This is a genomic window from Rathayibacter sp. VKM Ac-2929, assembly GCF_022815495.1.
GTDB classification, from domain to species: Bacteria; Actinomycetota; Actinomycetes; order Actinomycetales; family Microbacteriaceae; genus Rathayibacter; species Rathayibacter festucae.
Window position 1 is genome coordinate 619,950 of record NZ_JALGRV010000001.1, and the last position, 25,513, is coordinate 645,462.

The following is a 25,513-nucleotide window of genomic DNA, read 5'->3' on the forward strand; positions in this document are numbered from 1 at the left end:
TCGCCACGGCCCGAGCCACTGACCCGGGAGTAGCGCGTGAGCCTGATCGTCCAGAAGTTCGGCGGGTCCTCCGTCGCCGACGCGGAGAGCATCAAGCGGGTCGCGAAGCGCATCGTCGCGACGAAGCAGGCGGGCAACGACGTGGTCGTCGCCGTCTCCGCGATGGGCGACACCACCGACGACCTGCTCGAGCTGGCCCACCAGGTCACGCCGATCCCCGCGCCCCGCGAGCTCGACATGCTGCTCTCCTCCGGCGAGCGGATCTCGATGGCGCTGCTCGCCATGGCGATCAAGAGCATGGGCTACGACGCCCGCTCCTTCACCGGCAGCCAGGCCGGCATGATCACCGACGCCCAGCACGGCGCCGCCCGCATCGTCGACATCACCCCGGTCCGCCTGCGCGCCGCGCTGGACGAGAACGCGGTCGTCATCGTCGCCGGCTTCCAGGGCTTCAACCGCGACACCAAGGACATCACCACCCTCGGCCGCGGCGGCTCGGACACGACCGCGGTCGCGCTCGCCGCCGGCCTCGGCGCCGACACCTGCGAGATCTACACCGACGTCGACGGCGTCTTCACCGCCGACCCGCGGGTGGTCAAGAAGGCCCGCAAGCTAGACCGCATCTCCAGCGAGGAGATGCTCGAGCTCGCCGCCGCCGGCGCGAAGGTCCTGCACATCCGCGCCGTCGAGTTCGCCCGCCGCCACGGCGTCACCCTGCACGTGCGCTCGTCGTTCAGCCCCAACGAGGGCACCATCGTCTACAACGCCGTGCCCGGCGAGGACGCCCCCGGAAGCACCGAGAAGAATGGACAGCCCGTGGAAGAGCCGATCATCGCCGGCGTCGCCGCCGATCTCAACGAGGCCAAGATCACCGTCGTCGGCGTGCCCGACATCCCGGGCAAGGCCGCGCAGATCTTCACGATCGTCGCGAAGACCGGGTCGAACATCGACATGATCGTGCAGAACGTCTCCGCTGCCGCGACCGGCCGCACCGACATCTCCTTCACGCTGCCCAAGGCCGACGGCCAGACCGTCCTCACGGCGCTCAACGCCGAGAAGGAGGAGGTCGGCTTCGAGTCGCTGCAGTACGACGACCAGATCGCCAAGCTCGCGCTCGTCGGCGCCGGCATGCGCACCAACGCGGGCGTCTCGGCCAAGCTCTTCCGCTCGCTCTACGAGGCGGGGATCAACATCGAGATGATCTCCACGAGCGAGATCCGCATCTCGGTCGTGACCCGCGCCGACACGGTGAACGACGCCCTCCGCGTCGTGCACACCGCCTTCGGCCTCGACGCCGAGGACGAGGCCGTCGTCTACGCCGGCACCGGGCGCTGACCGCCGAACGCCCTCGCGATCCCGCCGATCGCACCCTCCGGCCCCGTCGACTCCGCCGTCGTTCGGTACCGTCTCCCGGGAGCCCGCCCCGGCCCTCCCGCCAGCACCCCTTCGTGCCGCTCCTCCCTCGAGCGGCCCACGGACGAAAGAGCCCAGCATGAGCAGCACCCCCCTCCACGTCGGAGTCGTCGGCGCCACCGGCCAGGTCGGCACCGTCATGCGCCGCCTCCTGGAGGAGCGCGACTTCCCGATCGCGTCGATCCGCTTCTTCGCGACCGCCCGCTCGGCCGGCACGACCCTGCCGTTCCGCGGCGAGGACGTCGTGGTCGAGGACACCGAGACCGCCGACCCCTCGGGGCTCGACATCGCGCTCTTCTCGGCCGGAGCGACGGGGTCGCGTGCGCAGGCACCGCGCTTCGCCGCCGCGGGCGCCGTCGTCATCGACAACTCCAGCGCCTGGCGGATGGACCCCGAGGTGCCGCTGGTCGTCAGCGAGGTGAACCCGCACGCGATCGAGCAGGCCGTGAAGGGCATCATCGCGAACCCGAACTGCACCACGATGGCCGCGATGCCGATCCTCAAGGTCCTCGACCAGGAGGCCGGGCTCACCCGCCTCATCGTCAGCACCTACCAGGCCGTCTCCGGCAGCGGCCTCGCCGGCGCGAACGAGCTGGCCGGCCAGGTCCGCGCCGCCGTCGCCGACGAGCACCTGCTCGACCTCGTGCACGACGGCTCGGCGGTCGCCTTCCCGGCGCCGGACAAGTACGTCGCGCCGATCGCCTTCGACGTCATCCCGTTCGCCGGCAGCCTCGTCGAGGACGGCCTGAACGAGACCGACGAGGAGAAGAAGCTCCGCAACGAGAGCCGCAAGATCCTCGAGCTCCCCGGCCTGCTGGTCTCGGGGACCTGCGTGCGCGTGCCGGTCTTCACCGGCCACTCGCTCTCGGTGAACGTCGAGTTCTCGGCGCCGCTCAGCCCCGAGCGCGCCCGCGAGCTGCTCTCCGACGCCCCCGGAGTCGCGCTGCGCGAGGTCCCGACCCCGCTCGAGGCCGCCGGCAGCGACCCGAGCTACGTCGGCCGCATCCGCGCCGACGAGGGCGCCCCCGAGGGCCGCGGCCTCGCCCTCTTCATCAGCAACGACAACCTCCGCAAGGGCGCGGCGCTCAACGCCGTCCAGATCGCCGAGCTGATCGCGGCGAAGCAGCCCGTCGCCTGACCCGGCGCGGATCTCGATACGCCCTCTGCGAGGGCTGCTCGATCAGCATGGAGCGCCGCCTGCGCGCCGCGGCGCCCGCCTGCTGGTCGAGTAGCCGCGGAGCGGCGTATCGAGACCCACCCGCCCGAGCAGCGGCCGCCGCCGCCGCCCGCCGACGGGAAAAGCCGTCAATTTGATGGGGGAGCGGCCCCCCTGCCCGCCTCCCGCCCGGCGCCCGACGGTAAACTCGACTCTCGTGAACTCCTCGGAACCGGTCGACGTCGCCCTCATCGGTGGGGGCATCATGAGTGCCACCCTCGGTGCACTCCTCACCAAGCTCCAGCCCGACTGGACCATCGCCGCCTACGAGCGCCTCGGCGACGTGGCGCAGGAGTCGTCGAACCCCTGGAACAACGCGGGCACGGGCCACGCCGCCCTCTGCGAGCTGAACTACATGCCCGAGGCGGCCGACGGCTCCGTCGACCCCGCCAAGGCGATCCAGATCAACGAGCAGTTCCAGATCTCGCGCCAGTTCTGGTCGAGCCTGGTCGAGGCCGGTGACATCCGCGAGCCCTCGAGCTTCATCAACTCCGCTCCGCACATGACCTTCGTGCACGGCGAGGCCAACGTCGAGTACCTCCGCAAGCGCTACGAGGCGCTGAAGGACCAGCCGCTCTTCGCCGGCATGGAGTTCACCGAGAGCACGAAGACCATCCACGAGTGGGCGCCTCTGCTGATGGAGCAGCGCCCCGCGGGCGGCGGACCGTACGCCGCGACGCGCATCCCGGCCGGTACCGACGTCGACTTCGGCGCGCTCACCCACCAGCTCTTCGACCACGTCGTCGCGCACGGCGGCACGCTCGACACCGGCCACGAGGTCACCGGCATCACCCGGCAGAAGGACGGCACCTGGCGGCTGGACCTCAAGCAGAAGGTCGGCGGCACGCCCAAGAAGGTCGTCGCCCGCTTCGTCTTCGTCGGCGCCGGCGGCGGGGCCCTGCACCTGCTGCAGAAGTCCGGCATCCCCGAGATCAAGGGCTTCGGCGGCTTCCCCATCTCGGGGCAGTTCCTCCGGACCGACAACCCGGCGATCGTCGCCCGGCACCAGGCGAAGGTCTACGGCAAGGCCGCCGTCGGCGCCCCGCCGATGTCGGTCCCGCACCTCGACACCCGCGTCGTCGACGGCCAGGCCTCGCTGCTGTTCGGCCCGTACGCCGGCTTCACCCCCAAGTTCCTCAAGCGCGGTTCCTGGCTCGACCTGCCGCTGTCGATCCGCCCGCACAACATCGGCCCGATGCTCGCCGTCGCCCGCGACAACCTCGACCTGATGAAGTACCTGCTCGGCGAGGTGCTGGCCGGTCGCGACAAGAAGATGAAGGCGCTGCGCGAGTTCCTGCCCACCGCCCGCTCCGAGGACTGGTACCTGATCACCGCCGGCCAGCGCGTCCAGGTGATGAAGAAGGACGAGAAGAAGGGCGGCGTGCTGCAGTTCGGCACCGAGGTCATCACCGGGGCGGACGGCACGATCGCCGGTCTGCTGGGCGCCTCGCCCGGCGCCTCGACGGCGGTGCCGATCATGCTGGACATCGTCAAGCGCTGCTTCCCCGACCGGATGAAGGCCTGGGAGCCGCGGATCCGCTCGCTCGTCCCCAGCTACGGCTCGACGCTCAACGACGCCCCGGAGACGGCCGAGCGCACCGTCGCCGCCACCTCGGAGGCGCTCGCGCTCCGCGCCTCCGTCTGAGCACCGAGGGCGCGAAGCCGCATGTTGATCGAGTAGCCCGCGCAGCGGGCGGATCGAGATCCGCCATCGTCAGAAGAAGGGTCTGCAGACCGGCGTTGCTGATGACGGCAGGTCTCGATACGCCGCTTCGCGGCTACTCGACCAGCATGGAGGCGGGCGTCTCGACCAGCATGAACCCACCGAAACCTTCGAACACATGTTCTAATGGACGCATGAGGTGGAGCGGACAGGCGATCGGCGCGGCGGACGAGGCCGCGCTCCCGGGCCTGGTGAAGCTCACTGAGCTGGTCCGCACCGTCCGCACCCCCGAGTTCGACGGCATCACCTTCTACGAGGTGCTCGCCAAGTCGGCGCTGAACCGGGTGCACTCCTCGTCGAAGATGCCGTTCGGCTGGACGATCAACCCGATGCGCGGCTGCACTCACGCCTGCACCTACTGCTTCGCCCGGCCCACCCACGAGTACCTCGAGTTCGACGGCGGGCGCGACTTCGACTCGCAGATCGTCGTCAAGGTGAACGTCGCCGAGGTGCTCACCCGGGAGCTCGCCCGGCCGAGCTGGGAGCGGCACCCCGTCGCGCTCGGCACCAACACCGACCCGTACCAGCGGGCGGAGGGCCGCTACCGGCTGATGCCCGGCATCATCGCCGCGCTGGCCGCCTCCGGCACCCCGATCTCGATCCTGACCAAGGGCTCGCTGCTCCGGCGCGACCTGCCGCTGCTGCGCGAGGCCGCCGAGCACGTGCCCGTCGACCTCGGCGTCTCGATCGCGGTCTTCGACGAGGATCTGCAGCGCTCGATCGAGCCCGGCGCTCCGTCCGCCGCGGCCCGGCTGGCGACTGTCACGGCCGCCCGCGAGGCGGGCTTCGAGTGCTCAGTCTTCCTGATGCCGATCCTGCCGTTCCTCACCGACACCCGCGCCCACCTCGACGCCTCGCTCCGCGCGTGCCGAGAGGCCGGGGCGAGCACGATCATGTACTCGACCCTCTACCTCAAGCCCGGGGTCAAGGAGTGGTTCCTGCAGTGGCTCGCGCAGGAGCACCCCGAGCTGCTCGACCGCTACCGCTCCCTGTATCCCGGGCGTACCGCCTACGCGCCTGCGGAGTACCGCCGCTGGCTGTCCGCCCGGATCCGCCCGCTGATGCGCGACCACCGGCTGGAGGAGGGGGAGGCCGACCCGGCGACCGGATCGATGCGCTCCTCCGCGCTCGGACCGACCGCGCGCGGCGCCTCGGCGCTGCCCTCGCTCGGTGTGCTGCGGACCCTCGGCGGCGAGCACGGCCGCCCGCAGGACGGCGACGAGCCGGCCCGGCACGCCGGCCTCCGCGGCGGCGGACTGATCCTCCGCGAACTGGGCGAGGACGGCGCCTCTCTGCTGCCCGGGGTGGGCCAGCCGACGCTGTTCTGAGAGGGCCGCGGAGGCGATCCGGCCCGCGGCTAGGATCGTCGCATGCTCCCTCGCCCCGGTGAGCCGACGTCCGGCTCCTCCGCCCGGGCCGCAGAGTCCCGGTCCGTCGAGACCCGGTCCGCTGAGTCCCGGTCCGCCGAGACCTCCTCCGCCGACGGCGGCGCGCGACCGGTCCGGCTCGGCATCCTCGACGACCACGAGCTGCTCCTGGACAGCATGAGCAGCTGGATCGCCGCCAACGCCCCGGACTTCGAGCTCGTCGTGAGCGCCGGCACCTGGATGGAGCTGGTCACCAGCACGGTGTTCCCGACGCAGGTCGTCCTGATGGACTTCGAGCTGAGCGAGCCGATCTCGATCGAGGCGCGGATCCGCACCTGCCGTGCCGCGGGCGCGACCGTGATCGTCCTCGCCGAGCGCGAGGACGACGAGATCCGCGAGCGCTCGCTGCGGGCCGGCGCCGCCCGGCACCTCACGAAGGCGCAGTCGATGCAGGACGTCATGGAGGCGGCGCGCTCGGCGATGGCGATGCGCTCCACCGCGGGGTCCGCCGCGCAGTGGCGCCCGCTGCCGATCGGGGTGGCCGCGCAGCAGCGTCCGCGCCTGAGCGCGGGGGAACTGGAGGCGCTGCGCCACTACGTCGCCGGCGCCAGCACTCCCGAGGTCGCCGCGAGGATGAACGTCCAGTTCGAGACGGCGAAGACCTATCTGCGCCGCGTCCGGCAGAAGTACGCCAAGATCGGCCGCCCGGCCAGCCGGCGCGCCGACCTGATCCGGCGGGCGGCGGAGGACGGCCTCCTCGAGTGACCGGCACGACCGCCGACGGCACGACGACGACCACCACGACGACCACGACCACGACCACGACCACGAGGACCGCGCCGGGCGCGGCCCGCGGGCACCGCCCGCCCACGAGCAGAGACAGGACCTGATGGCGAAGCTCTACTTCCGCTACGGCGCGATGAACAGCGGCAAGAGCACCTCGCTCCTGCAGGCCGCGCACAACTACGAGGAGCGCGGGCACCGGGTGCTGCTCGCGAAACCGGCCGTCGACACCAAGGGCGACGAGCTCATCGTGTCCCGCCTCGGCGTGACCCGTCCGGTGGACATCCTGTTCGAGCCCGACGGCGATCCGGTCGCCGTCTTCTCCGCCGCGCGCGCCCGCGTGCTCGCCGAGACGAGCCGCGACGTCAGCGCACTGCTCGTCGACGAGGCGCAGTTCCTGCCGGAGTCGCACGTCGACGATCTGCTCCGGATCGCGATCCTGGAGAACGTCCCCGTCCTCGCCTACGGCATCCGGACCGACTTCCGGACCGCCGCGTTCCCCGGAAGCAGGCGGCTCCTCGAGATCGCGCACAGCCTCGAGGAGCTGAAGACGATCTGCCGCTGCGGGCGGAAGGCGATCTTCAACGGTCGGGTGGTCGACGGCCGATTCGTCTTCGACGGCGACCAGGTCGCCATCGACGGGGCCGAGGTCACCTACGAGTCGCTCTGCGGCTCGTGCTATCTGCAGGAGAGCCGCGGACGCCTGCGCGGCTAGCAGTGTCGAGCAGTGCTCATCGGGCGTGACCCGAATGAAACAGGGAAGTGGGTAGCCTTGCGGGCGTGACATCACCGGAAACGCACGCAGGCCTTCCGACGCAGCACGCGAGACCGGGGGGTTCGATGGCTTCGCAGGAGACTCCGCCGAAGCGCCGCCCGTCCTGGGAGCAGGACTACCGCCGGCGCCTCCTCGCCACCGACGTCGTCGCGATCCTCGTCTCGGTCTTCGGCACGCAGCTGTTCTGGTTCGATCTCGACCTGAACTCCGACGTGGGCTTCAACAATCCCGTCGACATCGCCGTCAGCTACACCTGGGTGTCCGTCGTGCTCTCGATCGGCTGGCTCCTCGCCCTGCAGGTCTTCGACACCCGCGACCGCCGCATCGTCGGCACCGGCTACGTCGAGTACCGGCGGATCGTCGACGCCTCCATCTGGCTGTTCGGCATCGTCGCGATCATCGCCTACCTCCTGCAGATCCTGCTGGCGCGCGGCTACATCATCACGGCGTTCCCCGCCGGGATCCTGCTGATCTGCGTCGGCCGTCTGGTCTGGCGCTCCTGGCTGACCCGCCAGCGCAAGGTCGGCCGCTTCTCCAGCCAGGTCGTCCTGCTCGGCTCCCGCGCGAGCGTGCTGCACACCGCACGCGAGCTCCGGCGCGGCACCGAGGCCGGCTACAAGCTGGTCGGCGCGGTCTCCACCTCCGTCGGCGGCGCCGAGGCGCTCACGAGCGAGGCCGAGCTGGCGGGCCTCTCGCTGCACGGCTTCTCCGGGATCGACGGCGTGCGCGCCGTGATGGACGCGACCGGTGCCGACACCGTCGTCGTCACGAGCTCCGACGAGCTGGCCCCGCAGCGCATCCGCGAGCTCAGCTGGACGCTCGAGCCCGGCCGCGAGCACCTCGTCGTGGCGCCGAGCCTCACCGACATCGGCGGCCCGCGCATCCACACCCGGCCGGTCGCCGGCCTGCCGCTGATCCACGTCGAGACCCCGCGCTTCGACGGCCGCCAGCGCTTCGCGAAGCGGCTCTTCGACATCGCCGCGTCGACGATGCTGATCATCCTCAGCGCTCCCGTGCTGATCGTCGTCGCGGTGCTGGTGAAGACGACCAGCCCGGGCCCGATCCTGTTCCGCCAGGAGCGCATCGGGCTGAACGGCTCGACCTTCGAGATGCTCAAGTTCCGCTCGATGGTGGTCGACGCCGAGGCGCGCCTCGCCGAGCTCGCCGCCCAGCAGCGCGACGAGGGCAACAGCATCCTCTTCAAGATGGCCAAGGACCCCCGGGTCACCAAGGTCGGCACCGTCCTCCGCCGCTTCAGCCTCGACGAGCTGCCGCAGTTCCTCAACGTCTTCCGCGGCGACATGTCGCTGATCGGCCCCCGCCCGCCGCTGGCGCGCGAGGTGGAGCAGTACGAGGAGCACGTGCACCGCCGCTTCCTGATGAAGCCCGGCATCACCGGCCTCTGGCAGGTGAGCGGCCGCTCCAACCTGTCGTGGGAGGACACCGTCCGCCTCGACCTCTACTACGTGGAGAACTGGTCGATGACCGGCGACATCGTCATCCTCTTCAAGACTGCTCGCGCGGTCCTGGCGCGGGACGGGGCGTATTGAGCTCCTCCGTGCAGACGGGTGCCGACCAGCCCGGTGACGAGCGATCCGGACCGCGCAGCATGTCGCTGGCGATCCTCGAGGTCCCGTTCCGCGTCGAGTTCGGGCCCGGACTGTCCGACGAGGACGTCGCGCGGATCCGGAGCAGCTGGCGCTCCTGCGCCGCCGCCGACAGCGCCGACGCGCGCGTGATCTCCGCCGAGGTGTCGCTCCCCGGCTCGGTCCCGCCGGGCGGCGTCCGGGTCGTCTCGCACTCCGTCGCGCAGCTCGAGGAGTCGCTCACGTCGACGCTCACGCTCGAGGCCATCGGTGAGCGCCGCGGCGACCTCCTGATGCTGCACGCCTGCGGCGTCGCCGCCGACGACGGCCGCGTGCTCGCGTTCGTGGCCGCCTCCGGCACCGGCAAGACGACCGCCTCGCGGGTGCTGGGGGAGCGCTTCGGCTACGTGACCGACGAGACGGTCGCCGTCACTCCCGACGGCACTGTGCTGCCCTATCCGAAGCCGCTGTCGGTGAAGCCCGCGACCGGCAGCGCGCCGAAGGCCCAGCTCTCGCCGGTCGACCTCGGTCTGCGCCCCGTTCCGCAGGCGCCGCTCGTGCTGGCCGGGATCGTCCTGCTCGAGCGCCGTGACGGCGTCGACGTGCCCCGCCTCGAGCAGGTCGAGCCGACCGTGGCGATCGACGCCCTGGTGCCCCAGACCTCTTACCTCGCCGCCCGGCCCAGGGCACTCTCGGCGCTGGTCCGCACGATCGCCTCGGTCGGTGGCGCGAATCGACTGGTCTACTCCGAGGCGGCGGACGTGCTCGATCTCGTCGACGGTCTGCTCGCCGCTCCGGCCGAGCCGGCGCCGGCGGTCTGGCACGACGTCGTCGCGCTTCCGCTGGAGGCGGAGGACGCGGCCGCCGGCGGCTCCCTGCGCCGCGCGGAGGTCGACGACGCGCTGGCGCTGCCCAGCGGCGAGCTTCTCGTCTTCCGCCAGAACACGGTGATCCGGCTCGCCGGGATCGGGCCGGTCCTCTGGCGCTCCGCGGCCGGCTGCGCCGATCTGCCCGACCTCGTCGCCGCGGTGCTGGCCGAGCTCGGCGGACCGCCGGAGGGGATCGACGCCTCGGCCGCGGTGTCCGCCGCCGTCGACGAGCTGCTCGGGCTCGGCGTGATCGCGAGAGCGACTCCGCTCCAGCCCACCCCGGAAGGGGTGCACGTCTGACGGTCCCCGAAACGGGGCCGATACACCGGCGTGCAATGATTCTGAAGCCCGTCTCCGGCAGTCGCCGATCGGTCCGGACCAGTGAAGGAACTTGACACTGTGGAACTTAGAGACGTCCTCCGACTTCTCCGCGATCACTGGATCGCCCTCGTCGCAGCCGTGCTCCTGGGCACCCTCGTCGCCTACGGCTGGTCGCTGACCCAGAAGCCGCGCTACGCCGCGGAGTCGCAGGGCCTCGTCTCGGCGGCGGTCGCCGATGCCGGGGGAGACCCGAGCCAGGCGATCTACCTCCGCCAGATCGCGGACTCCGTCGCGAAGTCGAGCACCCTCACCTACGTCCCGATCGCGAAGTCGCGGAACGTCGCCGAGATCGTCATCGGCAACCTCGGGCTCGACGTGACCGCGGAGTCGCTGATCACCGCCGTCCAGGTCACTCCCGATCCGGAGTCGCCGATCCTCAACGTCCGCGCGACGGCGTCCACCCCGGAGGGCGCCCGCACCCTCGCCGACGCCTGGATCGACGCGATCGCCGTCCGCATCCAGCAGGTGAACCAGGAGTCGGGAGCGGGCGACACCGTCAGCCTCTCCGGCGTCCAGTCCGCTGCTCTGCCGTCCTCCCCGGAGTTCCCGAACGTGCGCCTGGTGCTCGGCGTCGGCGCGCTGGCCGGCCTCGTGCTGGGCCTCGTCTACGCCTTCGTCCGCAACACCCTCGACCGCCGCATCCGCACCGCCGAGGTGGTGGAGCGGTTGTTCGACCTCCCGGTCGTCGGCACGCTCCCCGTCGACAAGCGCCTGAACGAGACCAACCGCATCGTGCCCGAGGCGGACACGACCGACTACGTGAAGTCCGACGGCAAGCACGCGCTCGCCGAGGCGCTGCGCGAGCTGCGCACGAACCTGCAGTTCATGAACGTCGACAGCCCGCCGCGGATCATCGTCGTGACCAGCCCGCTGCCCTCCGACGGCAAGTCGACCGTGACCGCGAACCTCGCGGTGACGCTCGCCGCCTCCGGTCAGCGCACGGTCGTCGTCGACGGCGACCTCCGCAAGCCCACCGTCGCGAAGTCCTTCGGCCTCGTCCCCGGGGTCGGCCTCACCGACCTGCTGATCGGCAAGGCCGAGCTGCAGGACGTGCTCCAGCCCTGGGGTCCCTCCGGCAACCTCTGGATCCTCGGCGCGGGCTCGATCCCGCCGAACCCGAGCGAGCTGCTCGGCTCGAACGGCATGGACATGCTCCTGCACGAGATCGCCCGCGAGGCCATCGTGCTCGTGGACGCCCCGCCGCTGCTGCCCGTGACCGACGGCGCGATCCTCACCGCCCGCACCGACGGCGCCCTCGTGGTCATCTCGGCCGGCCGGACGACGACCGACGAGCTCGGCAAGGCGATCCAGAACCTCGAGCGCGTCAGCGGCCACACCCTCGGCGTCATCCTCAACCGCGTTCCCCCGCGGGGCCAGGTCGGCCGCGGCTACGGCTACTACTACACGAGCTACTACGGCTCGCAGAAGTCGGGCGCGCGTCCGGACGCGGCAGCCGCTCCGGCTCCTGCCCCGGCCCCCAGCGCGGTCTGAGCGGCCGCGGATGACGTTCCCGGGGGACGACGGCCTGCGGCGCGCCCGGCGCGGGTGGCGCCCCAGTGAGGCGGCCTCGGCGCCCGCCGCTCCGGTCTTCACCGTCCTCTCGGTCTGCACCGGCAACATCTGCCGCTCGCCGATGGCGGAGCAGCTCCTGCGGGCGCAGCTGGGCGACCTCACCGCACCGAGCGGAGCGGCGCTCCTCGCCTTCCGCAGCGCGGGCGTGCAGACGCGGGACGGCTACCCGATGGAGCCGACCTCCGCGCGCCTGTCCGCGGAGCTCGGCGGCGACCCCTCCGGCCACGTCAGCGCGAAGCTCTCCGACGCCCTCGCGGGCGAGGCGGACCTGATGCTCGCGATGACCCGCGACCACCTCGTCGACGCGTCGCGGAGCCACCCGCCGCTCCTGCTGCGCGGCTTCACCCTGCGCGAGTTCGCCCGCGTGCTCCCGTTCGTCCTCGCCGAGGTGCCGATCCCCGCGGTCGAGGACCCCGCCGCTCGACTGCGCTCGGTGGTGCGGCTCGCCGCGGCGAACCGGGGCCGGGCGCCCCGCGGCGAGGGCGACGACATCGACGATCCGATCGGCCGCAGCGAGAGCACGCACGTCCGCGTCGCTCAGGAGATCGCCGCGGCCGTCCACGACATCTCCCGGGATCTGAGAGCATTGGCGCGGAGCTGACCTCGCGCGTGCCGCGCGGGCTCCCTCCGCTCCACCCGTTCCTCCCTCCTGCAGTCGCCGACGCGACATCGACCCGCCTACGATTCGGAGAAATCCCGTGAAGCTTTCTGTCATTGGTTGCGGCTACCTCGGAGCCGTCCACGCCGCCGCGATGGCCGAGCTCGGCCACGACGTCATCGGCATCGACGTGGACCCCGCGAAGATCGAGGCGCTCTCCGCCGGCACCGCTCCGTTCTTCGAGCCCGGTCTGCCCGAGCTGCTCTCCTCGGGCGTGGCCTCCGGTCGTCTCCGGTTCTCGACGAACACGGCCGACGCCGCCGACGCCGCGGTGCACTTCATCGCGGTCGGCACGCCGCAGAAGAAGGGCGAGAACGCGGCCGACATGACCTACGTCGACGCCGCGATCGACGGCATCCTGCCGCTGCTGACGGCGGACTCGCTCGTCGTGGGCAAGTCGACCGTCCCGGTCGGCACCGCCGCGCGACTCGCCGAGCGGATCGCCGCCAGCGGCGCGACGCTCGCCTGGAACCCCGAGTTCCTCCGCGAGGGCTTCGCCGTCGAGGACACGATCAGCCCCGACCGCCTGGTCTACGGCGTGCCCGCGGGCGCGGCCGGCGAGGCCGCCAAGGCGACCCTCGACGAGGTCTACGCGACGGCGCTGGCCGCCGAGACGCCGCTCGTGGTCACCGACTACGCGACCGCGGAGCTGGTCAAGGTCTCGGCGAACGCCTTCCTCGCCACCAAGATCTCGTTCATCAACGCCATCGCCGAGATCGCGGAGGTCACCGGCGCCGACGTCACGCAGCTCGCCGACGCCATCGGCTACGACGTCCGCATCGGCCGCCGCTTCCTGAACGCCGGCATCGGCTTCGGCGGCGGCTGCCTGCCCAAGGACATCCGCGCCTTCTCGGCCCGCGCGGACGAGCTCGGCGTGGGCGACTCGGTCGCCTTCCTCAAGGAGGTCGACGCGATCAACCTGCGCCGCCGCCAGCGCGTGGTCGACCTCGTCACCGAGGGCCTCGGCGGCTCGGTCGAGGGCAGGAAGATCGCCGTTCTCGGCCTCGCGTTCAAGCCGGAGTCGGACGACGTCCGCGACTCGCCGTCGCTCGACGTCGCGACCCGCTTCCACGACCTCGGCGCCGACGTGGTCGCGACCGACCCCGAGGCGATCGAGAACGCGCGCCGCCGCTACCCCGACATCACCTACACGACCGACATCGACGAGGCCCTGCGCGGTGCCGACGCCGTCGTGGTCGTCACCGAGTGGAAGCAGTTCCGCGCGATCGACCCCGTCGCCGCGGGCGAGAAGGTGGCCGGGAAGCTCGTGGTCGACGGCCGCAACTGCCTCGACCAGGACGCCTGGCGCGCCGCCGGCTGGGAGTACCGCGGCCTCGGCCGCTGATCCACGGCGATCGACGGCCGCCCGCTGACCGGCGGCCGCTCCGTTCCACCCGGGGGATCGACCCCTGTCACGCCGGAGGGCGGCGGAGCGGGACACGTGCGCGAGCGCGGTTCCGCTCCGCCGCCCTCCGGCGTCGTCGTGCCGGGAGTCGTCGGCGCAGGACGACGCCGAGGACCGCGCCGATCGCGGCGCCCGCGGTGTTCGCCAGCACGTCGTGCACGTCCGCGTGGCGCTGGGGCAGCAGCAGGAGCTGCACGGTCTCCACGGCGGCGCTGGTCGCCGCGCCGAGCAGGACGGCGAGCCACGCCCGGTGCCGGCGGAGGTGCAGCGCCGCGAGCAGTCCGAGCGGGACGAAGAGCAGCACGTTCGCCGTCGCCTCGATCCCGCCGTAGCCGAGGAGCCCGAGGCTCTGGGCGCGGGGCTGCGCGAGGACCTGCTTCAGCTCGCCGGCGTGCCCGCCGTCGACCGGTGTCGGCCAGAAGACCACGGCGGCCAGGACCAGCGCGTAGGCGAGGGCGACGACGACGGTGAGCCGGGTCGGGGGTCGAGGCACGGATCTCGTCTCGGCGAGGGTCGCTGCGGCGACGGGAGGGAGCGCGTCGTCAGCGACGGCGAGAGCGCCCCAGTCTTCCCGGCTGCGTCGGGCTCCGGGGGCCCTGGCGCGGGAACATCGGCTCCCTGGCGCCGTCCGTCCGTCCGCACCGCGGCGTCGCCCTGTCCGTCCGCACCGCGACATCGCTCTGTCCGTCCGCACCGCGGAACGACGAAGCCCGGCCGGATCATCGATCCTGGCCGGGCTTCTCACCGGTCGGGGTAGCGGGATTCGAACCCACGACCTCCTCGTCCCGAACGAGGCGCGCTACCAAGCTGCGCCACACCCCGGTGGACTCTTCGCGGTGAACCGCTCACGAGCCTCGTCAATAGTAGCCGATTTCCGCGGCGGTGTCGGACACCGGTCGCGGCGCCTCGCGCGGGACTCCTCGAGCGGGACCGCTCAGGCCACCGGCTCGAGCGTCAGCAGGCTGACCTCGGGGCGGCAGGCGAAGCGCACCGGCGCGTAGATCGAGGTGCCCACTCCGGCGGAGACGTTGAGGAAGGAGCTGTGCAGGCCGTTGTCCCAGGTGGAGAAGCCGGACACCTTGTCGCGGGGGATGTCGCAGTTGGTCACCAGTGCGCCGAAGCCGGGCACGCAGACCTGACCGCCGTGGGTGTGGCCCGCGAGGATCACCTCCGCCCCCCGCGCGACGAAGTCGTCCAGGACGCGCTGGTAGGGCGCGTGCGCGACGCCGATGCTCACGCCGGCCGGCTCCTCGGCAGAGGCCCGCAGCTCGTCCACGGCGCCCGCCACGAGGTCGATGCGGTCCAGGCCGATGTGCGGGTCGTCGACGCCGAAGAGCTCGACGCGGGTGCCGCGGACGGTGAGGGCGTGCGCCGTGTTGTTGAGGTCCTGCCAGCCGAGCTCCTCCGTGAAGAATCCGGTCAGCGCTGCGGTGTCGAGGTCGCTGGCGTTGCGCGCGGGGTTCTTCGACGGGCCGCGGAAGTAGCGCAGCGGGTTCTTCACCCGGGGTCCGAAGTAGTCGTTCGAGCCGTGGACGAAGACGCCGGGCACGCCGGCGAAGGGCTCGAGTGCGCGGCGGATGCCGAGGACGCCGTCGCGGTGCCCGAGGTTGTCGCCGGTGCCCACGACGAGGTCGGGGGCCAGGGCGGTGAGCGAGCGCAGCCAGTCCTGCTTCTTCGTCTGCCACGGCGCCATGTGCAGGTCGGAGAAGTGCAGGATCCGGAGCGGTGCGGAGCCCGCGGGCAGGACGGGCACCGACTCGTGGCGGACCGTGAACATCGTCCGCTCGACGGCGATGCCCCAGACGGCGGCGGCGCTCCCGACGGCGGCGACGGCCGCGAGGGCCGTGGTGAGGGGGCGAGCGCTGCTGCGTCCGGTCATGGATCCTTCTCTCGTCGGGGCGGGGCTGCGGGAGCGGCCGCGTACAGTCTGCCCGACCCGGCCCGGGGGACGACCCGGCGTCAGCCGCGCGGCGGCGGGGTGGACGGACCGGCGCTGATCTGCAGTGCGATCGGGGTCCCGCGGGAGAGGCGGGAGCCGGCCGGCGGGTTCGTCTGCGCGACCGAGCCCGCGGGTCGATCGGACGGCACGCGGTTCGGGTCGACCGTCACGACGAAGCCGAGCTCGCGCAGGCGCGCGGTGGCGGCGGCGGGGTTCTGGCCGGTCACCTCGGGCACCGCCTGCTGGGGCGCGTCGACGAGCGACTGCTGGGGCGAGGGGAAGGCCGAGCCGCCGTACTTCTGGTCGGCGACGCGCATGATCCGCGGCCAGATCTGGTGGCGCACCTGACCGGCGTTGACCCGGTTGAGGCTGAAGCCGCGCATCGAGGTGAAGCCGCTGACGTTGCCGACCCAGGTCGCCGTGGCCACCTCGGTGCTGGCGCCGACCATCCAGGTGTGCACCGCGTTGTCGGTGGTGCCGGTCTTGCCGATGTGCGGGACGCCGGTGCCGGTCGCGGAGGCGCGGCCGGTGCCGCCCGTCATCACCTGCTGCAGGGCGAAGTCGGCGGTCGCGGCGACCTCCTCGGACATCCCCTGCGTGCAGGTGCTCGCCGGCGGGGCGACATCGGCGCCGCCGCGGTCGACGATCCGGTCGATCGCGATCGGCGTGCAGACGGTGCCCTTGTTCGCGAAGCCGGCGAACGCGGTCGCCATGGTCAGCGGCGCGATCTCGTTGGTGCCGAGGATGGTCGGCGCGAACTTCTGCAGCTCGGTGCCGTCGGCGCGGTGCACGCCCATCGCGAGCGCGGTGTTGCGGATGCCGCAGAGGTCGAGCTGCTCCGCCATCGCGGCGAAGCCGGTGTTGATCGAGCCCTTGGTGGCGTCGAGCGCGGAGTAGACGCCGCCGTTGCCGCCCTCGTCGTTCTTGGGGTCCCAGGGCTCGCCGTAGTAGGTGCCGTCGGGCTCGCAGCTGTCGCGGAAGGTCGTGTACGCGCGACGGGTGCCGTCGACGGTCTCGTTCAGGGCCCGGCCCTCCTGCAGCCACTCGGCGAGGGTGAAGACCTTGTAGGTCGAGCCGACCTGGAAGCCGCTCGAGCCGCCGTAGCCGAAGTCGGTGCTGTAGTTGACGCTGGTGTAGTTGGCGCCGCTGACATCGGGGTCGTTCGAGTAGTCCTTGTTCTGCGTCATCGCGAGGATGCGCCCGGTGCCGACCTCGACCGAGACGCTCGCGCTGCCGATGTTCACCCGGGCCATCGACTTCGGCACCCAGTCCTCGGTGGCGGCGACCGCGGCCTCCTGCAGATCGGAGTCGAGGGTCGTGTAGATCTGGTAGCCGCCGCGCTTGAAGGTCGCGTCGCGCTCGTCCTGGCTGGCGCCGAAGGCGTCGTCGTTCTTGATCACCCAGGTCACGTAGTCGCAGAAGTAGGCCGCGATTCCGGCGGTCTGGCAGCCGGTGCTCGGCTCCGTGATCACGGGGACGACCGGCGTCGAGGCGGCCTCGCCGATCTGCTCGGGGGTGACCTTCGACTCGATCCCCATCCGCGTGAGGATGTAGTTGCGGCGGTTGAGCGTCTCGGGGTAGCCCTCCACCGCGAGGTTGGCCGGGTCGTCCGGGCGATCGAAGCGGAACTTCTCGGGGTTGTTCACGATGGCGATCAGGGCGGCGGACTGCGCGAGGGTGAGGTCGCGGGCACTGGTGTCGAAGTAGTACCGCGCCGCCGCCTCGATGCCGTAGACGGTGCCGCCGAAGAGCGCGATGTTGAGGTAGCCGAGCAGGATGTCGTTCTTCGGGTACTCCTTCTCGAGCCCGATCGAGAGCCGCATCTCGGCGACCTTGCGCTCGGCCGTGGTCTCGGTGGCCTCGCGGTAGGCGGCGTCCCGCTCGATCGGATCCGAGAGCGCCTCCGCCTTCTGCACGAGCACGTTCTTGACGTACTGCTGCGTGATCGACGAGCCGCCCTGCACGTTGCCGCCGGAGGCGACCGTGGCCGCGGCGCGGATCGTGCCGAGCAGGTCGATGCCGCCGTGCTCGTAGAAGCGCGGGTCCTCCGAGGCGACGACCGCGTCCTTGACGAAGGGGGAGATGTCGTCCCAGCCGACCTCCACGCGGTTCTGCGCGTAGAACGAGGCGAGGAGCACGTCCTGGCCGTCCGCGCCCTTCGCGTAGACGTCGCTCTTCTCGGCGAGCGTGCCGATCTCGAGGTAGCCCGGGAGGTTGTCGAACATGGTGACCGTGTTGTTCGCGGCCATCCCGCCGAGCGCGATCGCCGGAGTGACCGACGCCGCGACGAGGACTCCGGCGACGACGCTCATGGCGACGATCCCGACCAGTCCTCCGACCGCGGCGCCGATGGACGTGACGACCCTGTTCCCGACTGCCCCCGACATAGAATCAGCGTAACCGCCGCTCCTGACACCGGACGCGGCGCTCGACCCGCCGGCACCGACTCCTCCGGGTGCGGTGCGCCCGGCATCCGCACCCCTGCCTCACGAGGAGAGCCATGTCCGTCCCCCGCTGGGAATACATCACGACGCCGCTGATGATCCACAACACCACCGCGATCCTGAACACCTGGGGCTCCGAGGGCTGGGAACTGGTCCAGATCGTCACCGGTCCCGAGGGCGGGCTCGTGGCCTACCTCAAGCGCCCGGTCGCCGAGGTCGGCGCGTGATCGCCGATCGCCTGGCCGAGCTGGGCATCGAGCTCCCCGCGGTCGCGGTGCCGGCCGGCGCCTACATCCCGGCCGTCGTCGAGGGGAACCTGGTCTTCACGGCCGGGCAGATCCCCTTCGTCGACGGCGCGCTGCCCGCGACCGGCAAGGTCGGCGCGGGCGTCGATCCCGAGGTCGCCAAGGACCTGGCGCGCGTCTGCGCTCTGAACGCGCTGGCCGCGATCGCCGACGTGATCGGCTCGCTCGACCGCGTGACCCGGATCGTCAAGGTGACCGGCTTCGTCGCCTCCGCTCCCGGCTTCAACGGCCAGCCCGGCGTCATCAACGGCGCCTCCGAGGTGCTCGGCGAGATCTTCGGCGAGGCGGGCAGGCACGCCCGCTCGGCGGTCGGCGTGGCGGAGCTCCCGCTCGACGCACCGGTCGAGGTCGAGCTGATCGTCGCCTTCGCCTGAACCGGGTCCCGGCTCGACGCCGAAGGGCGCCGCTCTCCCCTCTCGGGAGGCGGCGCCTTTCGGCGTTCCGGGCGGCTCGGCCCTCGGCGGCTCAGTCGTCGGCGGCGACCGCGGAGGAGATGACGGCCATCACCTGCGTGTCGGCCAGCGTGGTCGTGTCGCCGACGGCCCGGCCCTCGGCCACGTCGCGCAGGAGCCGGCGCATGATCTTGCCGGAGCGGGTCTTCGGCAGCTCCTGCACGATGAAGATGCGCTTCGGCCGGGCGATCGCGCCGATGTGCTCGGCGACGTGCGCCTTGAGCGTCGCCTCGAGCTCGTCGTGGCCGCTGGCGAGCGCCTCCGCCTGGCTCGCCTTGGCGATGACGAAGGCGACGACGGCCTGGCCGGTGGTCTCGTCCGCCGCGCCCACCACGGCCGCCTCCGCGACCACCGGGTGCGAGACGAGGGCCGACTCGATCTCGGCCGTCGACAGGCGGTGGCCGGAGATGTTCATCACGTCGTCGACGCGGCCGAGCAGCCACAGGTCGCCGTCCTCGTCGAGCCGCGCGCCGTCGCCGGCGAAGTAGCGGTCGCCGAACTTCGACCAGTAGGTCTCGACGTAGCGGTCCGGGTCTCCCCAGATGCCGCGCAGCATCGACGGCCAGGGCTCGGTGATGACCAGCAGCCCGCCGGAGCCCGCGCCGACCGGGGCGCCGGAGTCGTCGACGACGTCGATCGAGATCCCGGGGACGGGGACCTGCGCCGAGCCCGGCTTCAGGGTCGTGACGCCGGGCAGGGGCGAGACCATGATCGCGCCGGTCTCGGTCTGCCACCAGGTGTCGACGATCGGGGTGCGGCCGCCGCCGATGACGTCGCGGTACCAGATCCAGGCCTCGGGGTTGATCGGCTCGCCGACGGAGCCGAGCAGGCGGAGGCTCGAGAGGTCGAAGCGCTGCGGGATCTGCCGGCCGAGCTTCATGAAGGTGCGGATCGCCGTGGGGGCGGCGTAGAGGATCGTGACGCCGTGCTTCTCGATGATCTCCCACCAGCGTCCGGGGTGCGGGGTGTCGGGCGTGCCCTCGTACATCACCTGGGTGGCGCCGTTCGCGAGCGGGCCGTAGACCACGTAGCTGTGCCCGGTGATCCAGCCGACGTCGGCGGTGCACCAGTAGACATCGGTCTCGGGCTTGAGATCGAAGACCGTGCGGTGGGTGTACGCGACCTGGGTGAGGTAGCCGCCGCTGGTGTGCAGGATGCCCTTCGGCTTCCCGGTGGTGCCGCTCGTGTAAAGGATGAACAGCGGCTGCTCGGCGGGGAACGGCCGTGCGACGTGGTCGGCGTCCACCGCGACGATCTCCTCGTGCCACCACAGGTCGCGGCCCGCACTCCACTCGACGGTGTTGCCGCCGCGGCGGACGACGAGGACGTGCTCGACGCTCGACGCGCCGCCGTCCAGCGCCAGCGCCGCGTCGACCGCGGGCTTGAGCGGGAAGACCGAGCCCTTCCGCCAGCCGCCGTCGGCGGTGACGACGAGCTTCGCCTCGGCGTCGTCGATCCGCGCGCGCAGGCTCTCGGCGCTGAAGCCGCCGAAGACGACCGAGTGCACGGCACCGAGCCGGGCGACCGCGAGCATCGCGATGACGGCCTCGGGGATCATCGGCAGGTAGATCGCGACGCGGTCGCCGGCCTGCACGCCCAGGCTCGTGAAGAGGTTGGCCGCGCGTTTCACCTCGGCGGTGAGCTCGGCGTAGGTCAGGTCGCGGCTGTCGCCGGGCTCGCCCTCCCAGTGGATCGCGACGCGGTCGCCGTGACCGGCCAGCACGTGCCGGTCGAGGCAGTTGTAGGCGACGTTGAGCTCGCCGTCGTCGAACCAGCGCGCGAAGGGCGGCTCGCTCCAGTCGAGGGTGCGCGTGAACGGCCGGTGCCAGTGCAGCAGCTCGCGGCTGCGGTCGGCCCAGAAGGCGAGGCGGTCGGCGGCGGCCTGCTCGGCCTGCCCGGCGGTCGCGGCGGCGTCTGCGGCGAACTCGGCGGGCGGCGGGAAGCGGCGCGTCTCCTGCTGGAGGCTGTCGATGGCGCTCGAGCCTGCGGCCCCGGACGCGTCGAGGGGTGTGGACATCTGCGATTCGCTCCTTCGCGAGTGCGACGTGCGCCGGCCGGCGTGGTCGGTTCCGGACCACCGTAGCGTCCGGCTCACGGGTGGGGAGGGGACGACGCGAAGCTGACCGCCAGGCGGGGTTTCGTGAAGAGTCGGCTCAGAACGCGGATCCGACTTGGCGAAATCGCCTCCGTGCCCTAACGTTGCATACGGCCGAATGAACTTCGGCTCAGCGGCGCGAGTGATTCCCCCCAATCCAGCGCCGCCGAGGCGGCACCTGTTCCCCCCAATGGGTGCCGCCCCCTTCTCTTCCCTCCGCTGATCGGGCGTCCCGCTCCCCGGAGGATCCGCACGGCCGGGCCGCCTCGGCCGGTTGCACCTTCGGCTCGCCGGAACACGCTGGGCACGCTGGATCGGCCGATTTCGGCGTGCCGGAGCACGGATCGCGTGCCCGAGTGTCGACTGCTGGAGCTCCGGCTTGCGGAAACACGTCCGGCACGCCCGATCGGCTGGTTCCGGCGTGCCTGGGTTCGGATCGCGTGCCCGAGCTTCGACCGGTGGACCTCCGGCTCGCGGAAACACCTCGGGCACGCTGGATCGGCCGGTTCCGGCGTGCCTGGGCGCGGACCGCGTGCCGGCGCTCGGAGCGGTGCGTCGTCGGCTCGCGAGAACGACTTCGGGCCGGAGCTCGTCGCTCCTCCCCAGGGGCGTCCTCGGCCCTGCCGTCCACCGACGCGGTTCTCCGCGCGCCACCGGTGGGCGCGCGCTCCTAGCGTTCCCGGATGACCACCGGTTTCGTCCCGCTCGTTCCCGCCGCCTACCGCCCGGACGCACCTCGCCCGCCGGGGGAGGACGCCGGCGAGGCACCGCGGCCCGCGCCGGTCCGTCCGGCGGCGGCGGCGCTCGGCCTGCTCGCGCCGTTCGCCGCCGACCCGGCGGTGACCGACCTCTTCGTCAACGGGGATTCGGGCCTCTGGGTCGACCGCGGCGGGGGCGCAGTGCGAGAGCCGACGTGGACGCTCGACGCGGCAGGAGCGCGACGGCTCGCGGTGTCGCTGGTCGCGGCCGGCGGACGCCACGTCGACGAGGCGAGCCCGTGCGTGGACGTGCGGCTGAAGCACGGGGTCCGCGTGCACGTGGTGCTGCCGCCGGTCGCGACCGCGGGGACGCTGATCTCGGTGCGCGTCCCGCGGGCCGACGCCTGGAGTCTCGACGAGCTGCACGCGGCGGGGATGCTCGACGACGCGGGCCGAAGCCTGCTGCGGCGGGCCGTCGCCGCGCGCTGGAACCTCCTCGTCACCGGTGCCGGCGGATCGGGCAAGACCACGCTCCTCGGCGCGCTCCTGGGCTGCGCGCCGCCGCACGAGCGGCTGGTCGTGATCGAGGACGTCGGCGAGCTGCGGCCCGGGCACCCGCACGTCGTCTCGCTCGAAGCGCGGCAGCCGAACCTCGAGGGGGCCGGCGGCGTCGGTCTCGACCGCCTCGTCCGCGAGGCCCTGCGGATGCGGCCGGACCGGCTCGTCCTCGGCGAGTGCCGCGGAGTGGAGCTGCGCGATCTGCTCTCGGCGCTGAACACCGGGCACGACGGCGGCGCGGGGACGCTGCACGCGAACTCGCTCGCCGACGTGCCCGCGAGGCTGGAGGCGCTCGGCTCGCTCGCGGGCATGGGCCCGGAGGCGGTCGCGCGGCAGACGGTCAGCGCGATCGACCTGGTGCTGCATCTCGAGCGGCGGGGCGGTCGGCGCCGGCTCGCGGCCTCGGGCTGCTTCCGGCTCGACGGCGCCGGGCGGCTCCGGATCGAGGAGGGCGCCGTGCCGCAGCGGGGCTCGCCGTGAAGCGCGGGGAGGGGGTCGACGAGGTGGCGGCCGTGGTGCACCGCCTCTCGGTGCTGCTCGCGGCGGGCGTCGCGCCGGCGTCGGCGCTGGCGCACCTCGCGGCGTCGGACGACTCGGAGGCGGCGGGTGCCGCGCGTCGTCGTCGGCTGCTGCGCGCGGTGGCGGTCGAGGCGGCGCGCGGCGGGGACGTGACGGCGGCGCTCCTGCGGGGTGTGCCCGCCTCCCGCCGAGAAGAGGGGCGGCAGGAGCGGGAGCGGGTCCCTCGCCTCAGGGGAGGCGCCGTGCGGCCTTCGCGTGATCGCGGCGAGGAGACGGCCTGGGCGGCCCTGGCCGCCTGCTGGCGGGTGGCCGCGGACTCCGGAGCGCCGATCGCCGCGGCCCTCGCCGAGCTGGCCGATTCCCTCCGGGAGCTCGGCCGGGCGCGGCGGGACATCGAGGTCGCCCTGGCGGGCCCGCTCGCGACGAGCCGGGTGGTCGGCGGGCTGCCGCTGGTGGCGCTCGGCTTCGGCACGCTGCTGGGCTTCGATGTGCTGGGGGTGCTGATCGGGACGGTGCCGGGACTCGCCTGCCTGGTGGGCGGGCTCGGGCTGATGCTCGGTGCCGCGGCGTGGACGCGCCGACTCGTCCACGGCGCCGGCCCGGGGGACCCGGCACCGGGGCTGGCGCTCGATCTGCTCGCGGTCGCGCTCGCGGGTGGGGGATCGATCGGTGGCGGGCGGGAGCGGGTGCTGGCGGCGCTCGCCGAGTGCGGGCTCGCGTCGGGGCCGCCCGCGCTGGCTGCGGCGGAGCCCGTGCTCGCGCTCTCGAGCGCGGCGGGGGTCCCCGCGGGCCGGCTGCTGCGCAGCGAGGCGGCACTGGCGCGGGTGCGGGCCGCGACCGAGGCGCGGGAGCGGGCGGCGAGGCTCGGCGTGACGCTGCTCCTGCCGCTCGGAGTCTGCGTGCTGCCGGCGTTCCTCCTGCTGGGCGTGGCTCCGATGATGATCTCGGTGCTGCTCTCGACCTTCGCGGGGCAGCGGTGAGCGGTCCCACGGGAGCTCTCCACAGGCCGCTCCTCTCTCCTCTTGTCCACCGTTCGCGAGCTCCCCACCCCGACCCGCTCCGGGCTCGGTGATCCTCGAGTGGGGGCAGTGACGACGAACGGAGCGAGCGGATGAACGGCAGTCGGAGCAGTGGTGCGGGGACGATCGGACGAGGGACGGGCGGTGCCGGGCGGGAGCGCTTCCCGCAGCCAGCGTGGGAGGCGGGGCCGCTGAGCGGATGGCGCGACGAGGAGGGCTCGGCCACGGCCGAGTACGCGATCGCGACGATGGCCGCGGTCGGCTTCGCGGGTCTGCTGGTGGTGATCCTCAAGGGCGACGAGGTGCGCGGGATCCTCACGGACCTGGTCACCCGGGCGCTCACCTCGGGGGGATGAGCGGTGCGGTACCCAGGTGGTGCGCGTGCGGCGACGAGAGTGGACCTGGTCGCCGATGGGCGACGAGGCGAGGACGGCTCCGCGACGGCCGAGCTGGCGGTCGTGCTGCCGGCGGTGGTGGTCGTGCTGGCGCTCTGCTTGGGCTCGGTGGCGGCCTCGGCGCAGTACGTCCGGCTGGTCGACGCCGCGGCGGACGGCGCCCGGTCGCTGGCGCGGGGGGACGATCCGGGTCGGCCCGTCGCGCGGGTCGAGGCGGGAGCGAGCGTCGCGACCTCCGCGGACGGCGGGCTCGTCTGCGTGGACGTCGCCGCGCGGCTCCGGCCGCTGCCGGCGCTGGAGCTGCCGGTCTCGGTCCGGTCCTGCGCGCTGGGCGGAGGGCGGTGATCCCCCGGCCGGAGCCGGACCGCGCAGGGGAGGACGGCTCGGCGGCGGTCGTCGCGGTCGGCGTCGTCGCGGGGACGATCCTCGTGACCGCGGCCGTGCTCGCCGGATGCGGGGGAGTCGCGGGGCACCAGCGGGCCGTGGCCGCGGCGGATGCGGCGGCGCTCGCCGCGGCGGACGTGGCCTCCGGGCTGCTGCCGGGCGAGCCGTGCGGGGTGGCCGAGCGTGTCGCGGGGGCGATGTCGGCGACCGTCGCGGGCTGCGCGGTGGAAGGAGGAGTGGCGACCGTCGAGGTCGTCCTGTCCGTCGGGCCGCTCGTGCTCCCCGCCCGGTCGCGCGCCGGGCCGCCGCCGTGACGCTCCTCCCGCGACGGGGACGGCGGCCACGGCTCCCGCCGCGCCCGGGGCGCAGCAGCAGCGCGCTCCCGTGCTCGGTCGGGTCGCCGGTGTCCGACCCGCCCGGTGGGACCGGGGCTCAGTCGGCGCTGACCCGCAGGTAGCGGTAGGCCGCCGCGGTGGGCAGCGCGCCCGCTCCCTCGTCGTGCTCGAGAGCGCCGGCGAGGAGATAGAGGTAGCGGGTGCCCTCGCGGGCGGCCGGGATCTCGAGGCGGCCCGCCGGGGCCGTCGCCTCGCCGTAGGAGCGGCGGAGCGTCTTGCCCTCGAGCGGCCCGTCGAGGAACTTCGCGGTGTAGGCGGAGGTGGTCGGAGCGGAGGTGGTGTGCGTCGTTGCCATGCCCCTCATCATGCGCCGATCGCCGCGATCCGTCACCGGGTGCGGTCCTCCCGATTCGGCGGATTCCCGGGCGGCGGCCGGAGTGCTCCCAGCGCGCGGCGAGCGGACGACGGCGAGGGACGCCCGGAGTCAGTGTGTATGGTGTGCCTGTCGGGCGCCCCGAAGCCGACGCGAACGGATCGTCGTTCCTCCTGCGGACGCCGCGCACCGCCTCCCCGCCGAAGGGGACCCGTCGGACTCGCTGAGCGTCCGATCCGACAGCATCAA

At 72.7% G+C, this 25,513-nt stretch carries 24 protein-coding genes and 1 tRNA gene; 19 read left to right on the forward strand and 6 right to left on the reverse strand.

Annotated features, from left to right (window positions below; all coding sequences use genetic code 11):
• The first annotated feature begins 36 nt into the window (after positions 1–36).
• The 12 genes from MT355_RS02725 (at position 37) to MT355_RS02775 (ending at position 13,688) form a co-directional block, all read left to right on the forward strand.
• Positions 37–1,335: an aspartate kinase gene (locus MT355_RS02725; protein WP_243598434.1), complete on the forward strand. Its 1,299-nt coding sequence runs from the start codon at positions 37–39 to the stop codon at positions 1,333–1,335.
• 157 nt (positions 1,336–1,492) lie between these two features.
• A complete protein-coding gene (locus tag MT355_RS02730) occupies positions 1,493–2,551 on the forward strand; it encodes an aspartate-semialdehyde dehydrogenase (protein ID WP_243598435.1) in 1,059 nt (352 codons plus the stop codon).
• 235 nt (positions 2,552–2,786) lie between these two features.
• Positions 2,787–4,274, forward strand: coding sequence for a malate:quinone oxidoreductase (locus MT355_RS02735; protein ID WP_372487875.1), 1,488 nt, complete (start codon positions 2,787–2,789; stop codon positions 4,272–4,274).
• 212 nt (positions 4,275–4,486) lie between these two features.
• On the forward strand, positions 4,487–5,680 hold the full coding sequence (locus tag MT355_RS02740) for an Rv2578c family radical SAM protein (protein WP_243598436.1): 1,194 nt from the start codon (positions 4,487–4,489) through the stop codon (positions 5,678–5,680).
• Between the two features lie 42 nt (positions 5,681–5,722).
• A complete protein-coding gene (locus MT355_RS02745; RefSeq protein WP_243598437.1) occupies positions 5,723–6,484 on the forward strand; it encodes a response regulator transcription factor in 762 nt (253 codons plus the stop codon).
• A complete protein-coding gene (locus tag MT355_RS21130) occupies positions 6,481–6,609 on the forward strand; it encodes a hypothetical protein (RefSeq protein ID WP_279391995.1) in 129 nt (42 codons plus the stop codon). Before MT355_RS02745 ends, MT355_RS21130 begins: the two co-directional genes overlap by 4 nt.
• Positions 6,609–7,217, forward strand: a complete 609-nt coding sequence (locus MT355_RS02750) for a thymidine kinase (protein WP_243598438.1) — start codon at positions 6,609–6,611, stop codon at positions 7,215–7,217. Before MT355_RS21130 ends, MT355_RS02750 begins: the two co-directional genes overlap by 1 nt.
• A 125-nt stretch (positions 7,218–7,342) precedes the next feature.
• Positions 7,343–8,827 (forward strand): sugar transferase, encoded by a 1,485-nt coding sequence (locus MT355_RS02755; RefSeq protein ID WP_123737558.1) that lies wholly within the window; start codon positions 7,343–7,345, stop codon positions 8,825–8,827.
• A gap of 8 nt (positions 8,828–8,835) precedes the next feature.
• On the forward strand, positions 8,836–10,032 hold the full coding sequence (locus MT355_RS02760) for a hypothetical protein (protein ID WP_243598439.1): 1,197 nt from the start codon (positions 8,836–8,838) through the stop codon (positions 10,030–10,032).
• A 99-nt stretch (positions 10,033–10,131) separates the two neighbouring features.
• Positions 10,132–11,604 carry a polysaccharide biosynthesis tyrosine autokinase gene (locus MT355_RS21510; RefSeq protein ID WP_243598440.1) on the forward strand — a complete coding sequence of 491 codons (1,473 nt, stop codon included), beginning with the start codon at positions 10,132–10,134 and terminating at the stop codon, positions 11,602–11,604.
• Positions 11,605–11,614: 10 nt separating this feature from the next.
• Positions 11,615–12,286 (forward strand): low molecular weight phosphatase family protein, encoded by a 672-nt coding sequence (locus MT355_RS02770; RefSeq protein WP_243598441.1) that lies wholly within the window; start codon positions 11,615–11,617, stop codon positions 12,284–12,286.
• A gap of 97 nt (positions 12,287–12,383) precedes the next feature.
• A complete protein-coding gene (locus tag MT355_RS02775) occupies positions 12,384–13,688 on the forward strand; it encodes a UDP-glucose/GDP-mannose dehydrogenase family protein (RefSeq protein WP_132437669.1) in 1,305 nt (434 codons plus the stop codon).
• A 67-nt stretch (positions 13,689–13,755) separates the two neighbouring features.
• On the opposite strand, the gene MT355_RS02780 is transcribed toward MT355_RS02775, so the two are convergent.
• The 4 genes from MT355_RS02780 to MT355_RS02795 all read right to left on the reverse strand — a co-directional run bounded on the left by MT355_RS02780 (position 13,756) and on the right by MT355_RS02795 (position 18,074).
• The gene (locus MT355_RS02780) at positions 13,756–14,241 is read right to left on the reverse strand and encodes a VanZ family protein (protein ID WP_243598442.1); all 486 of its coding nucleotides are present in this window, start codon (positions 14,239–14,241) and stop codon (positions 13,756–13,758) included.
• Positions 14,242–14,496: 255 nt separating this feature from the next.
• Positions 14,497–14,570, reverse strand: a tRNA-Pro gene (locus tag MT355_RS02785).
• 112 nt (positions 14,571–14,682) lie between these two features.
• Complete coding sequence (locus MT355_RS02790) at positions 14,683–15,627, reverse strand: metallophosphoesterase (protein ID WP_243587526.1); 945 nt, start codon at positions 15,625–15,627, stop codon at positions 14,683–14,685.
• An 80-nt stretch (positions 15,628–15,707) separates the two neighbouring features.
• Complete coding sequence (locus MT355_RS02795; RefSeq protein WP_243598443.1) at positions 15,708–18,074, reverse strand: transglycosylase domain-containing protein; 2,367 nt, start codon at positions 18,072–18,074, stop codon at positions 15,708–15,710.
• Positions 18,075–18,187: 113 nt separating this feature from the next.
• Between MT355_RS02795 and MT355_RS02800 the strand changes: the two genes are divergently transcribed.
• A complete protein-coding gene (locus MT355_RS02800) occupies positions 18,188–18,358 on the forward strand; it encodes a hypothetical protein (RefSeq protein WP_165909148.1) in 171 nt (56 codons plus the stop codon).
• A complete protein-coding gene (locus MT355_RS02805) occupies positions 18,355–18,810 on the forward strand; it encodes a RidA family protein (RefSeq protein ID WP_243598444.1) in 456 nt (151 codons plus the stop codon). The genes MT355_RS02800 and MT355_RS02805 overlap by 4 nt, the downstream gene beginning before the upstream one ends.
• Positions 18,811–18,901: 91 nt before the next feature.
• Here MT355_RS02805 and acs read toward each other — a convergent pair whose 3' ends face one another.
• Positions 18,902–20,905 (reverse strand): acetate--CoA ligase, encoded by a 2,004-nt coding sequence (gene acs / locus MT355_RS02810; RefSeq protein WP_132437672.1) that lies wholly within the window; start codon positions 20,903–20,905, stop codon positions 18,902–18,904.
• 761 nt (positions 20,906–21,666) lie between these two features.
• Between acs and MT355_RS02815 the strand changes: the two genes are divergently transcribed.
• From MT355_RS02815 to MT355_RS02835, 5 genes are all read left to right on the forward strand, one after another.
• Positions 21,667–22,719 (forward strand): TadA family conjugal transfer-associated ATPase, encoded by a 1,053-nt coding sequence (locus MT355_RS02815; protein WP_243598445.1) that lies wholly within the window; start codon positions 21,667–21,669, stop codon positions 22,717–22,719.
• Entirely contained in the window at positions 22,716–23,738 is a 1,023-nt protein-coding gene (locus MT355_RS02820; RefSeq protein ID WP_243598446.1) for a type II secretion system F family protein, read from the forward strand. Before MT355_RS02815 ends, MT355_RS02820 begins: the two co-directional genes overlap by 4 nt.
• A gap of 131 nt (positions 23,739–23,869) precedes the next feature.
• Positions 23,870–24,133: a DUF4244 domain-containing protein gene (locus MT355_RS21515; RefSeq protein ID WP_308197290.1), complete on the forward strand. Its 264-nt coding sequence runs from the start codon at positions 23,870–23,872 to the stop codon at positions 24,131–24,133.
• Positions 24,134–24,172: 39 nt separating this feature from the next.
• Positions 24,173–24,517, forward strand: a complete 345-nt coding sequence (locus tag MT355_RS02830; protein WP_243598447.1) for a TadE family type IV pilus minor pilin — start codon at positions 24,173–24,175, stop codon at positions 24,515–24,517.
• A complete protein-coding gene (locus tag MT355_RS02835; protein WP_243598448.1) occupies positions 24,514–24,870 on the forward strand; it encodes an Rv3654c family TadE-like protein in 357 nt (118 codons plus the stop codon). Before MT355_RS02830 ends, MT355_RS02835 begins: the two co-directional genes overlap by 4 nt.
• A gap of 118 nt (positions 24,871–24,988) precedes the next feature.
• Here the strand turns inward: MT355_RS02835 and MT355_RS02840 are convergent, their stop codons facing one another.
• Positions 24,989–25,246: a hypothetical protein gene (locus tag MT355_RS02840; RefSeq protein WP_123447682.1), complete on the reverse strand. Its 258-nt coding sequence runs from the start codon at positions 25,244–25,246 to the stop codon at positions 24,989–24,991.
• Positions 25,247–25,513: the final 267 nt, after the last annotated feature.

Bases quoted from the DNA above. Each gene is read 5' to 3' on its own strand.
- MT355_RS02730 (WP_243598435.1), top strand. From the start codon at position 1,493: ATGAGCAGCACCCCCCTCCACGTCGGAGTCGTCGGCGCCACCGGCCAG.
- MT355_RS02740 (WP_243598436.1), top strand. From the start codon at position 4,487: ATGAGGTGGAGCGGACAGGCGATCGGCGCGGCGGACGAGGCCGCGCTC.
- MT355_RS02745 (WP_243598437.1), top strand. From the start codon at position 5,723: ATGCTCCCTCGCCCCGGTGAGCCGACGTCCGGCTCCTCCGCCCGGGCC.
- MT355_RS02750 (WP_243598438.1), top strand. From the start codon at position 6,609: ATGGCGAAGCTCTACTTCCGCTACGGCGCGATGAACAGCGGCAAGAGC.
- MT355_RS02755 (WP_123737558.1), top strand. From the start codon at position 7,343: ATGGCTTCGCAGGAGACTCCGCCGAAGCGCCGCCCGTCCTGGGAGCAG.
- MT355_RS02770 (WP_243598441.1), top strand. From the start codon at position 11,615: ATGACGTTCCCGGGGGACGACGGCCTGCGGCGCGCCCGGCGCGGGTGG.
- MT355_RS02790 (WP_243587526.1), bottom strand. From the start codon at position 15,627: ATGACCGGACGCAGCAGCGCTCGCCCCCTCACCACGGCCCTCGCGGCC.
- MT355_RS02795 (WP_243598443.1), bottom strand. From the start codon at position 18,074: ATGTCGGGGGCAGTCGGGAACAGGGTCGTCACGTCCATCGGCGCCGCG.
- MT355_RS02800 (WP_165909148.1), top strand. From the start codon at position 18,188: ATGTCCGTCCCCCGCTGGGAATACATCACGACGCCGCTGATGATCCAC.
- acs (WP_132437672.1), bottom strand. From the start codon at position 20,905: ATGTCCACACCCCTCGACGCGTCCGGGGCCGCAGGCTCGAGCGCCATC.
- MT355_RS02815 (WP_243598445.1), top strand. From the start codon at position 21,667: ATGACCACCGGTTTCGTCCCGCTCGTTCCCGCCGCCTACCGCCCGGAC.
- MT355_RS21515 (WP_308197290.1), top strand. From the start codon at position 23,870: ATGAACGGCAGTCGGAGCAGTGGTGCGGGGACGATCGGACGAGGGACG.
- MT355_RS02840 (WP_123447682.1), bottom strand. From the start codon at position 25,246: ATGGCAACGACGCACACCACCTCCGCTCCGACCACCTCCGCCTACACC.